Genomic DNA, 12,321 nt, shown 5'->3' with positions numbered 1-12,321 from the left:
TTTTTACTAAATTTATTATATCTCAACAAAAACATTTTGTCAATAGTAATAGCTAAATATTTAGTTATTACTATCTGTATTGTTTCATATCTTATTTATATAATATTAATAAGATTACAACAAGAGGTATTAATATGAGTATTGATTACAAAATCATCGGAAAGCGAATTAAAGAAAGACGAAAAATATGTCAAATAACCCAAGAAACACTTGCCGAAAAGTTAGGAGTTTCCGTCGGTTATATCAGTCAAATAGAACGCGGTATCGCTCATGCGAATTTGGATACTCTCGCAAATATTTCGCACGAGTTAAATTGTGATATCACCGAATTTCTTTCCAATGTAACTGAAAAAAATAAAAACTACTTAAATAATGACTTTTTAAATCTTTTAAATACAATGAACGATAAACAGAAAAAAATGCTTTTTGATATAGCGGAAATCATAAAGCAGAATCATTAAAATACGCAAAAAAAGAGAATGCCATAGACATTCTCTTTTAATTTAACAAGCCGAATTAATCCTCAACTTTTTTTATAACTTCCTTGCCGTTGTAATATCCGCAGGACTTACAAACTTTATGAGGCATTTTAAATTCGTGACACTGTGGGCATTCAACCATATTTGGCACACTTAGCTTCCAGTTTGCACGTCTTTTATTTCTTCTGGCTTTTGAAACTTTACCCTTAGGTACTGCCATGATTACACCTCCATAATTCTCTCTGACTTTATCTTACTTATCTTTTTCCATAATATCTACCAAAGCCGCCCAACGCGGATCTATGTTTTCCTGACTGCAGCCGCAATCGCCTTCGTTAAGGTCCGCACCGCAATGCTGACAAAGACCTTTACAGTCCTCACTGCACAAATACTTACCTTCAACATTCATAAGAAAATTGTTAGCTACTATATCATCAATATCAATTTTAACGTCCTCAAACAATATAACATCATCATCTGACGATACACTGCCGTCGTCCTGAGCAAGATTTTCGTCAATGTCGAAATCAATATCAACTACTATATCTTTCATACATCTTGCACACTGCGTAGTCATATGACCTGTACAGTTAGCCTTTAATATCAAAGATTTTCCGTTGTTTGAAACACTGCCCGAAACCTTAACAGGCTCGTTAAAATGATACATTTCCCCAAGAAAATCGGTATCAGACATTTCAACGTCACCGTTAATATCAATCTTTCCGCCAAGTTCCTTTAGAATTGTTGATACATCTATTGTCATAACATACTCCTTGATAAATACGAATCAGAGCAAAATTACTTTAATTCTACCTTAGCGCCTGCTTCTTCAAGCTTAGCTTTCATTGCTTCAGCATCTTCCTTAGCAACAGCTTCCTTAATTGTACCAGGAGCACCGTCAACAAGAGCCTTTGCTTCCTTAAGACCAAGACCTGTAAGTTCTCTAACAACTTTGATTACGCCAAGCTTTGATGCGCCTGCTTCTGCAAGTACAACATCAAATTCTGACTTTTCAGCACCGCCTGCAGCAGCACCGTCAGCAGCACCTGCAACCATAACCGGTGCAGCAGCGCTTACGCCAAACTCATCTTCCATCATTTTTACTAATTCAGCAACTTCAAGTAGCTTTAATTCCTTAATTGAATCAAGAATTGCATTCAAATCTGCCATTTTAATTTCCTCCTATTAATTATAACTAATTTTCAAATAAATTATTCAGCATCTGCTGTTTCTTCAGCCGGAGTTTCCTCAGCCGGTGCAGCTTCTTCAGCTGCAGGAGCTTCCTCAGCGCTCTTCTTTGCTATTAGGTCTGCGATTTCTTCGCCACCGTCAGCAATAGTTGCAAGCAATCTTGCAAGTGAAGAAATAGGTGAGTTCAAGCTTCCCATCATCTTTGCGATCAATGTATCCATGTTTGGTGTAGCTGCAAGCTTATTAACCTCGTCAAGAGAAATTACAGCGCCGTCCATGAAACCTGTCTTAATTTCAAGCTTATCGTTTTCCTTAGCAAAATCAGCAATAACCTTTGCAGGTGCAACTGCGTCTTCTGAAGAAACAGCGATAGCTGTCGGTCCGTGAAGTGCTTCATCAAGAGCATCAAGACCAACTTCCTTTGCAGCAAGACGAAGAAGTGTATTCTTAATAACGAAATACTTAACGTTAGCTTCTCTAAGCTTTCTTCTAAGTTCGGTATCCTCTTCAACGTTCAAACCACGGTAGTCTACAAGCACACCTGTCTGAGCAGCCTTCAAAATTTCAACTGTTTCGGCAACTTGTGCTTTCTTAGCCTCTAAAACCTTTTCACTTGGCATAATTCGTTTCACCTCCTGTAAGAATAATCACCTTTGAAAATCCAAAAGCAATGTCTTACATATAAAACAAAAAGCTCTCAGTCATAGACCAAGAGCTTTGTAATAATCATTACTAAAACACCCTCGGTAGGACTTATGTCTGCAATGTACATTGCAAGCCGCCGACTGTCTACGGATTTTCAACTTTTATAGTATAGCATAATTTAAACAGCTTGTCAATAGTTTTTTTGATTTTCATTAAAAAAATTTTAACAAAATGCAAAAACCGCTCATATTGTGAGCGGTTTTTTATTGCTATTAAAATCAATTAGCCAATTTTAGCTGCATTAATCTTTATACCAGGTCCCATTGTTGATGCTACAACAACGCTCTTTAGGTATTGACCTTTAGCAGCAGCCGGCTTAGCCTTAACGATTGCACTCATTAGTGCGTTAAAGTTTTCCTGAAGTTTTTCAGCACCGAATGATGCCTTACCGATTGGGCAGTGAATGATATTTGTCTTATCAAGTCTGTACTCAATCTTACCTGCTTTAATTTCGTTTACAGCCTTTGTAACGTCCATTGTTACTGTGCCTGCCTTTGGTGATGGCATAAGTCCCTTAGGACCAAGTACCTTACCAAGACGACCAACAACGCCCATCATATCAGGAGTTGCAACAACAACGTCGAAATCGAACCAGTTTTCACCCTGGATTTTTGCTACTAAGTCAGCATCACCAACGTAATCTGCACCAGCAGCCTTTGCTTCGTCAGCCTTAGGACCCTTAGCGAATACCAAAACCTTTGAAGTCTTACCTGTACCATGCGGAAGTACAATAGCACCTCTGACCTGTTGGTCAGCGTGTCTTGAGTCAACACCAAGTCTGATGTGAGCTTCTACAGTTTCATCAAACTTAGCCTTAGCTGTCTTTGTAATAAGGTCCATAGCCTCATTTGTATCGTAAAACTTTGATTTTTCAACAAGCTTTACGCTATCTTGATATTTCTTTCCTCTAAACATTTCGTATCCTCCTTCGTGGTTAAACGAGATTTTATATCTCTCCCACTTCTCTTAACAAATTAGTCACCGATTAGAACGCCCATACTTCTGCAAGTACCTGCGATCATGCTCATAGCAGCCTCTACGCTTGCAGCGTTAAGGTCAGGCATCTTCTGTTCTGCGATAGCTTGAAGATCTGCCTTTGAAATTGTAGCTACCTTTGTCTTGTTAGGAACACCTGAGCCGCTTTCGATCTTACAAGCCTTCTTGATAAGAACTGCAGCCGGTGGTGTCTTTGTTACGAATGAGAAAGAACGGTCAGCATATACTGTAATAACTACAGGGATAATTAGACCTGCGTCCTTTGCTGTTTTTTCGTTAAATTCCTTTGCAAACTGCATAATGTTTACGCCGTGTTGACCTAGAGCAGGACCAACCGGTGGTGCCGGAGTTGCTTTGCCGGCAGGAATTTGTAATTTAATATAACCTGCAACTTTTTGTGCCATAATGGCCACCTCCTTGAATTTTTCATAGCATATCGCTATATGAATGTGGTAATTGCGGGCATAAAGCCCTCCCACTGTTACCAGAGGGATATTATAAACAACATTTGCTGTCTATATCAAAATAATTTGATTGACTATTCCATATGTTCAACCTGTGTATAGTCAATTTCAACAGGGGTTTCACGTCCGAACATCGAAACAGCGACGTTAATCTTACGTGTTTCATTGTTAATGCTCGTAACTTTACCCGAAAAGCCTTCCATAGGGCCTGATTTAATTGAAACAAGATCTCCTACGGTAAAATCAATATCTTTCATACGAATAACTTCAACACCCATGCGTTCAACTTCTTCGTCCGAAAGCGGAACAGGCTTTGAACCCGGTCCCACGAATCCTGTAACACCACGTGTATTTCTGACAATGTACCAGCTTTCATCAGTCATTATCATCTTGATAATAACATAGCCCGGGAAAATCTTGTGCTGAACTACTTTCTTCTTATCACCGTTTTCCTCAACGACTTCTTCGGTCGGCACCTTGACATCAAGAATTAAATCCTGCATACCACGGTTTTCAACAGATTTCTCAATATTGGCTTTTACCTTGTTTTCATAACCCGAATATGTGTGTGCCACATACCATTTTGCTTCTTCTGCCATAACCGTTCTCCTTCCCTAACAATTCTTTTAATGAATTATAATATGTTAGTTAATAGTTGGAACAATTTTGCAAAACCAAAATCAAGTACGGACAAGATGATTGTAATTATTAAGATAAACACAATAATTACGCCTGTGTTATGAATAAGCTGTTCCTTGTCAGGCCATGTGACCTTTTTTAGCTCAGCCTTAGTATCCTTAAAGAATCTCTTGACTCTTGTACCAAAGCTTGGCTTATTTGCTTTAGATAAATTTGTATCAGCCATTTTTACACATCCTTACTCAATCAAAATTACTTGGTTTCCTTGTGAAGAGTGTGCTTTCTGCAGAACTTACAATACTTGTTCATTTCAAGTCTGTCAGGGTCATTCTTCTTATTCTTCATTGTATTATAGTTTCTCTGCTTGCATTCGCTGCACGCTAATGTAACCTTTACTCTCATTTTTTACACCTCCGCATTTATATATGTTCAGCTCTCTTTTCAAGCATAAAAAAAAGAGCTTTTATTCGAGCAAAATTATTATAACATTATTACAATTATAAGTCAAGCTATTTTTTCATATTTTTTCTTTTATTTTGTTTTTCACGTGTATATTTTCGCGATTTCCTGTATTTATGTACTTTTTTTTGTACTTTAAATATGATATAATTACCTTAATATATATTACGAAAGGATTAAAATTATGGGAGTCAGTATTATACGAGGCGCTATCTCCTCCGGCAAGAGTGATATGTGCCTTAAACAAATAAGTGAAATACACGAAAAAAATCCCGATTCAAAATGTATAATGATTGTCCCTGACCATTATTCATACGAAACCGAACGAAAATTTGTTGATTTTTTCGGCGGTATAGGACTTAACAATATTGAAGTTCTTACGCTAAGACGTATGTCTATAAACTTTTTAAGTGCCAAACAACAAAACCATCTTACCGCACCAGGTAAAATGATGCTTATATACAAGGCTGTTTCGGCGGCGTGTGACGAGCTTTTGAACGTAAAGGATATGGATATAAAACTTATCACCTCTATGCGTCAGCAGGGTTTTCTTGACGTTATGTCGTCACTGATAAGTGAAATGAAGCGTTACCTTATCACACCCGAAATACTTTTTGAAAAGGCAAATGCATTAACGGACAACAAGACTTTAAAAAACAAACTGATTGCACTTTCAAACGTATTGGAGAAATATCTTTCTTACGTCGAAGAAAGTGGCTGTACCGACAGCGAGGACGACCTTTTTTATCTTGCCAACCGTATCGAAAACGGCACCGAATTTGACGAAAACACTTATATATGGGTAAATCGTTTTGACAAATTTATGCCGCAGCAGATTTGCGTACTTGAGGCACTTCTGAAAAAAGGCGTACATATGACGATAAGTGTATGCTGTCCTGTTACAGAATACGAGAACGAACGCGAAATTTATCTTCAGACCGAAAAGACTGTACAAAAAGTTTACGAACTGTCGCAAACATACGGTCTTGAAAACGAATACACCGCCTCTGACGGACTTTGTCACTTAAAAGGCAAAGACGACCTATACAAGCTTTTCAGATATTGGACAGAGGACTTTGTATATCCCGACAAGCCTAAAAATACGGCACTTTTTCAAAGTCGTGACACCTACGGTGAAATCGAACGAATTGCCTGCAAAATCGTTGACCTTGTCCGCGATGACGGCTATCGTTTTAAAGATATTGCACTGTTATGCGGTGATGAAAATGATTACAGACATCTTATAGAGGCTGTTTTCTCCGAATACGAAATACCGTATTTCACCGACAGAACAATCATTTTGAGTGACCACCCTATCGCAATGCAGATTTTATCTTTATTCGGTATTCTTGAAGACGATTGGAGCTATGATTCTGTTTTTCGTTATCTTCGTGCCGGTTTTATTTACAGAAAAGAACAACACGGAAAGTTAAAATTTTTCAAGTCGATTAATCAAGAAGAAATAGATATACTTGAAAACTTCGTGTTGAAGCACGGCATAAGAGGCGGTTCAAAGTGGCTCGGTGAAAAAGAGTGGCTTGGCGAAAACAATATCGTAGACACTGCTTTTCAAACAGAGTCTGAAGAAGATGCAAATGAAGTTATAGAAAAACTCCGTCACGAAATAGCCGCACCGATTGCGTCATTCAAAGAAAAAACAAAAGGCAGAAAAACGGCCGTAGAATTTGCAACGGCATTGTTTGAATACCTTGAGGACATCAACCTGTATAGCGGATTAAAATCCGACATCACAAAATTCCAAAAAGACGGCAAACTGAACGAATCCGAACAATTTACAAAAATATGGAACCTTATTCTTGATATATTAAATCAAGTCACAATCGCACTTGACGGCGACAAAATTAACATTTCGGAATTTGCGGAATATATAACGGTAGGTCTGTCGCAATGCGAAATACGCACTATTCCATCGGGTATTGACCAAGTGTATGTAGGAAGTGTGGAAAGGAGCAGTCATACAAGCGTTAAGGTAATGTTTATTGTCGGCGCAAAAAGCGGTACTTTTCCTACGGGTATTGCATCCGAGGGTTTTCTTTCAAACCGCGACAGATGCACTTTGCAGGAAGAATACGGCGTAACTCTTGCACCCGATACTAAAAAGAAACTTGACGAACAGTATTTTAAGGTTTACAGAGCATTATGCGCGGTAAGCGAAAAATTGTATTTCAGCTATTCAATTCAAAATGAAGAAGGCAAGTCACAATCACCGTCGCATATGATAAATGACATAATGCGTAAATTTCCTAAAATGACCGTATCGGATAACCTTTTAAACGACCCATTGAAAGACGGAATTTACATTTCCACCCCGCAAGCAACAATACACAGAATGCTTATCAATATGTCCGACAGATTTAACGGCAGTAAAAATCAGTTATGGGAAATCGTATACGATTGGTACAAACACCAAACAAAATGGAAACCTATGCTTTCGCTTATGAAACGTGCCGATTATTACAGTGAACGCGGTGTAATGCTTGACAGCGATATATCAAATATGATGTATGACGGCAAAATCACATACAGTGCAACGCGTATCAACACCTATGCCGCTTGTCCGTTCCAATACTTTTTAAGATACGGACTTAACGCACAAGAGCGTGACGTGTGGGAAGTCAATTCTTCAAATATCGGAACATATGCTCACGAAGTTATCAGACAATTCTGCGATACCGTTGAGGACGGTGCAAATACAAACGAAGATAAAATAGACCGTTGGCGTAATTTGAGTGACGAAAAACGTGACGATATTATAGGCGGTATTATAAATGAATCGTGCAGCAATCTGCTGTCGTCAGACGTTCGCGACAAAGAACGTACTGCGAATATTTTCACCCGTATGGGCAAAACAATTTCAAATGCCGCAATACTTGTTCAAAAAACACTTTCTGCCGGCAACTTTGCAGAGAATGGCATGGAATACGAATTTGAAGAAGATATTTCCGATGCAGTCGCATTAAAAGGCAAAATCGACCGTATCGACATATGCCGTGACGGCGACAAATCATATTTGCGTATTATAGACTACAAAACAGGTAAAACGGTTTTCGATATAAAAAATATTTACAACGGCTATAATATGCAGATGGTTATATATGCCATTGCCGCAAAAATTAAACATGCCGACACTGATGTGGCAGGTATTTATTACACAGGTGTGCGTGATGAAATAAAGGAGCTTAACTCATCAACTACAGAGGACAATATAGTTGAGTCCAACAAAAGCGCACTAAAACTTGACGGTGTAACATTCACTGACGAAGACGAACAACTTCAAACAAAACTGCTTTACAATATGGATAACAAATTCCTTGAAAGCGGTCAAGTTTCATTCACAAACATAAAAACAGGTACAAAAACAGGTTTTAAAGAAGTTCACACCACAGATGAAATTAACGGTCTAATGAAATATGTGGCTGATACAATTATTGAAATGGACAGCAATATCAGAAACGGCAAAATAAGCCTTAGTCCGTACACCACATCAAATACAAGCGTGTGTGACTATTGTTCCTACTCCCCTGTCTGCAAATTTGATAAGGATAACTGTACACCGCGTATTGCGGATTCATCGGTCAAAAAAGAAGATATTTGGGAGATATTAAAAACAAAAGGTGCGGCGTTAAAAAACAACAAATCGAAAGGAGTTGACGAAGATGCCTAATTGGACAAAAGAACAAGAAAAAGCGATATATGAGCCGTCAGGCAAGAAAAACATACTTGTTTCCGCCGCCGCAGGCTCTGGTAAAACGGCGGTACTTGTCGAACGTATCGTAAATCTTATAACCAACTCCGAAAACCCTTTTCCGATAGACAGTATATTGGTAGCAACGTTTACGGAGGCGGCGGCTACCGAAATGAAAGAAAGAATTATAAACAGAATTAACAAATCATATCGTGAGGCACTTGAAAACGGTGATATTGCACAAAGCAAATATTTAAAAGAACAAATGCACCTTACAGCAGGTGCGGATATTAACACAATCGACGCATTTTGTTTACGTGTGGTCAAAAACAATTTTCACGTTTTAGGTATTGATCCGAATTTCAGCATTATGGACACCAACGAGGACAAAATGCTCATTGACGATACATTAACCGATTTATTCGCGGCACTTTACGAAACAGAAAACGAAGAAAACAAAAATCGTTTTCAACACCTTGTAACAACTTACGCATCAAACCGCGATGATGAGGGATTGAAAAAAGTTATACGCAAACTTTACAACTTTATACAGTCATTCCCCGATCCGATAAAATGGCTTTACGACAAAGCGGCTATGTATGACAATAATATGTCGCAAAGTGTATGGTTTAAGGAAATATTTTTATCAGTCCACAAAGAGAACATTTTAAAACATCACGGCGAATTTTGGGACAAGCTGATAAAAGAAATGATTGGGATTGTAAAGAAAGTATATCCCGATACAGATACTTCCGTACCGCCGGTTTGTATTCCTGAATGTGAGCAATATTGGGGAAAGATGTGGGAGTACATATGTATATGCGCCGACAGTGTAAAAGCATTAAAATCAGCTGAATCATTTGACGAAGTCGGCTCTGCATACGATACTTACATCGCCAAAACAAAGCTTGGAACAGCCGTAAGAGCATACAAAAAAGCTGAATCGCCGATTGAAGAGTGGCAGTATTACTCGAACAAATATAACTCTATGCGTGAAGATTTACTTAGCAGTACATCTTACTTGCCTAACGGCACTGCCGAGCAATTTAACAAGTATGTTCACTCGGAAGAATTGAAACAAACGATTGACGATATTGTTTGGATAACGGTTTTGTTCTCGGAACTTTATGAGAATGCAAAAGCAAAAAAGAACGTCAAAACATTCTCCGATATTGAACATCTTGCCTATCGTCTTTTCAGCGAAAATGAAAATATAAGAAACGAATATTCGCTGAAATATAACGAAATACTTATAGATGAATATCAAGATACAAACGGCTTGCAGGATTCGATTTTCACGCTTATTTCAAGAGATAATAAAAATATGTTTATGGTCGGCGACTTAAAGCAAAGTATATATCGTTTCCGCGGTGGTGACCCGACTATTTTCAAGAAAAAATACAGCCTTGACAGTGATGAAATCGAAATTATACACCTTTCACAGAACTTCAGAAGTCGTATGCAGGTTATCGACAGTATAAATGACGTGTTCAGATTTAATATGTCGCAGGATGTCGGTGACGTTGATTACAACGACATCGCCGCTTTGCAGCGTGAAGAAAGCCGCGAATGTTATATAAACACCGCCGAAAATGCCCGGAATGACTACAAATCCGAATTTTACTGTATCGGAAAATTGAAGGATTCAAAAGAATCTTCTTCCGATTATCTTGAGGCAGTTACCGTGGCAAACAGAATAAAAGAGCTTGTTGACAGTCATTTCAAGGTTTATGACGGCAACGGAAAATATCGTGATTTGAAGTACAGCGATATAGTCGTTCTTATGCGTTCGACAAAAGTAAACGGCGAACTTTTGCAGGAAATATTAGAATCAAACAACATACCGTCATTTTTGCAAAAGGAAGAATATTTTGAAAAACGTGAGATAAAGCTTATGCTTACACTTATTTCACTTATCAACAATCACATTCAGGATATTCCGCTTGTAAGCGTTATGCGTTCACCGATAGGTAATTTTACCGAAAACGAACTTTCAAAAATCAGACTTGAAAACAGAGCCTCATCTTTTTACAATGCCGTAAAATATTATAAATCGTCTTGCGATGATTTGACGAAAGAAGAACAGAAACTTTCAAAAAAATGCAAGAGCTTTCTAAAAGACCTTGACCGTTGGCGCGGATATGTTAAGATGAAGTCAATCGCCGCGTTGATTTGGACGTTGTATGAAGAAACGGGTTTTTACGACTTTATGGGTGCTCTCGAAGGCGGTGACGAGGCACAGGCAAATTTAAAACTTTTATATGAACGTGCAAGAAAGTATGAGGAATCGGGCTTTAAGGGTATATTCAACTTCATTCGATATATCGAAAGAATTGAAAAGAGAAACGAAGATTTAAGCGGTGCTCAGCTTATCAATGAAAACCACAATGTTGTACGAATTATGACAATACACAAAAGCAAAGGTCTTGAATTTCCTGTCGTATTTATTATGCGCACAACTAAAAATATGCTTGCCGCAAAACCTACGGAGGAACACAGAATACAACTTCACAAAGATTTGGGGATCGGCATTGATTATATAAATTATGAAAATTTATATTTAAAAAAGCTGATGTTTACAAAATATATAAAGCGACAAAATCAATCCGAAACTCTTTCGGAAGAATTGCGTCTTTTGTATGTCGCAATGACTCGTGCAAAAGAAAAATTAATTATTGTTTCGTCCGACAAATACAAAGATGAAAATGAGTTTAATCAAAAAATCCAAGAAGCAGTATATAATGCAAAGACAATGCCAAAGTACATCATCGCATCAAAAGCAAAAAAATATTCCGATTGGCTGATTCCGTCAATAGGCATATCGTTAAATCACTGGAATTTCATACCAAGATTTCTTGCCAAAACCACTGTATCGGACGTCATCAAAGAAAAACAAGAAACGATAAAGGTCAAAAACATTGATGAAATGCGTGAAAAAGTGCAAAAGCTCCTTGAATTTCATTATGAACGTCCGCAATCCGGCAACATTCCGACAAAAACATCCGTAACGGCAATAAAAGAAATGACGGAAGAAGAACTTACACGAAAAAGCGACATTGAATACGAGCCGATTTATATGATGCAAAAACCTGACTTTATGCGTACAGAAAAACTCGGTACACAAATCGGTACGGCGCACCATCAGCTTATGGCATTTTTCGATATTGAAAAGATTAAGACGCTTACCGAAAACAATTACGCCGACTTTGTCGCATCCGAGCTTGTCCGCGTCACAAATGACGGTCAGATTGACAGCAATGTTGTTTCGGATAAAAATATAGCCGATATGATATGCAAAAATGTCACAAGCTTTTGGAAAAGCGATATGGGTAAAGAAGTTTTAAGTGCCAAAAAAGTATATCGTGAAAGTCCTTTTGAAATATCAATTCCGGCATATGAATACGACAACACTTTACCGGACGAGTACAGAAACGAACAGATTATTTTACAAGGTATTATTGACTTATACTTTGAGGATAAAAACGGTGATATAATCCTTGTCGATTACAAAACCGACAAATGTACTTCCAAAGCAGAACAACTTGCAGTTGCAAAAAAATATGAAAAGCAATTAATTCTTTATGCACGTGCCATGGAAAAAATCTTAAAAAAATCTGTAAAAGATAAATATTTGTATTTATTTTCTCCGCAAAGTGTGGTAAAATTAGATTAGTAAATTTTT

12 protein-coding genes and 1 other annotated feature are annotated in these 12,321 nt (G+C 37.8%); of the genes, 3 read left to right on the top strand and 9 right to left on the bottom strand.

Features of this window, described 5'->3' with window-relative positions; all coding sequences use genetic code 11:
* Positions 1-134 precede the first annotated feature (134 nt).
* A complete protein-coding gene (locus ACSAMO_RS10755) occupies positions 135-461 on the top strand; it encodes a helix-turn-helix domain-containing protein (protein ID WP_337869942.1) in 327 nt (108 codons plus the stop codon).
* Between the two features lie 55 nt (positions 462-516).
* On the opposite strand, the gene rpmF is transcribed toward ACSAMO_RS10755, so the two are convergent.
* The 9 genes from rpmF to rpmG form a co-directional block, all read right to left on the bottom strand.
* On the bottom strand, positions 517-699 hold the full coding sequence (rpmF, locus tag ACSAMO_RS10750; RefSeq protein WP_022229963.1) for a 50S ribosomal protein L32: 183 nt from the start codon (positions 697-699) through the stop codon (positions 517-519).
* A 33-nt stretch (positions 700-732) separates the two neighbouring features.
* A complete protein-coding gene (locus tag ACSAMO_RS10745) occupies positions 733-1,242 on the bottom strand; it encodes a YceD family protein (protein ID WP_022229962.1) in 510 nt (169 codons plus the stop codon).
* A gap of 35 nt (positions 1,243-1,277) precedes the next feature.
* Positions 1,278-1,649, bottom strand: a complete 372-nt coding sequence (gene rplL / locus ACSAMO_RS10740; protein WP_022229961.1) for a 50S ribosomal protein L7/L12 — start codon at positions 1,647-1,649, stop codon at positions 1,278-1,280.
* Positions 1,650-1,690: 41 nt separating this feature from the next.
* Positions 1,691-2,290 (bottom strand): 50S ribosomal protein L10, encoded by a 600-nt coding sequence (rplJ, locus tag ACSAMO_RS10735; RefSeq protein WP_117965152.1) that lies wholly within the window; start codon positions 2,288-2,290, stop codon positions 1,691-1,693.
* 58 nt (positions 2,291-2,348) lie between these two features.
* Positions 2,349-2,483 (bottom strand) — a sequence feature (ribosomal protein L10 leader region).
* A gap of 114 nt (positions 2,484-2,597) precedes the next feature.
* Positions 2,598-3,290 carry a 50S ribosomal protein L1 gene (rplA, locus tag ACSAMO_RS10730; RefSeq protein WP_022229960.1) on the bottom strand — a complete coding sequence of 231 codons (693 nt, stop codon included), beginning with the start codon at positions 3,288-3,290 and terminating at the stop codon, positions 2,598-2,600.
* A 59-nt stretch (positions 3,291-3,349) separates the two neighbouring features.
* The gene (gene rplK, locus ACSAMO_RS10725) at positions 3,350-3,775 is read right to left on the bottom strand and encodes a 50S ribosomal protein L11 (protein ID WP_022229959.1); all 426 of its coding nucleotides are present in this window, start codon (positions 3,773-3,775) and stop codon (positions 3,350-3,352) included.
* Between the two features lie 134 nt (positions 3,776-3,909).
* Positions 3,910-4,434 (bottom strand): transcription termination/antitermination protein NusG, encoded by a 525-nt coding sequence (nusG, locus tag ACSAMO_RS10720; RefSeq protein ID WP_117965156.1) that lies wholly within the window; start codon positions 4,432-4,434, stop codon positions 3,910-3,912.
* Positions 4,435-4,469: 35 nt separating this feature from the next.
* Positions 4,470-4,700, bottom strand: coding sequence for a preprotein translocase subunit SecE (secE, locus tag ACSAMO_RS10715; protein ID WP_117965157.1), 231 nt, complete (start codon positions 4,698-4,700; stop codon positions 4,470-4,472).
* Between the two features lie 26 nt (positions 4,701-4,726).
* Positions 4,727-4,876 (bottom strand): 50S ribosomal protein L33, encoded by a 150-nt coding sequence (gene rpmG, locus ACSAMO_RS10710; protein WP_022229956.1) that lies wholly within the window; start codon positions 4,874-4,876, stop codon positions 4,727-4,729.
* A gap of 241 nt (positions 4,877-5,117) precedes the next feature.
* Here rpmG and ACSAMO_RS10705 point away from each other — a divergent pair, with 241 nt between their 5' ends.
* Together ACSAMO_RS10705 and addA are read left to right on the top strand one after the other, a co-directional pair.
* Positions 5,118-8,618: a PD-(D/E)XK nuclease family protein gene (locus ACSAMO_RS10705; protein WP_499209298.1), complete on the top strand. Its 3,501-nt coding sequence runs from the start codon at positions 5,118-5,120 to the stop codon at positions 8,616-8,618.
* Positions 8,611-12,312: a helicase-exonuclease AddAB subunit AddA gene (gene addA / locus ACSAMO_RS10700; protein WP_499209297.1), complete on the top strand. Its 3,702-nt coding sequence runs from the start codon at positions 8,611-8,613 to the stop codon at positions 12,310-12,312. Before ACSAMO_RS10705 ends, addA begins: the two co-directional genes overlap by 8 nt.
* The last annotated feature ends 9 nt before the right edge of the window (positions 12,313-12,321 follow it).

The organism is Ructibacterium sp. SJQ-7, assembly GCF_054696575.1.
This window is presented reverse-complemented; position numbering and strand designations above follow the sequence as displayed.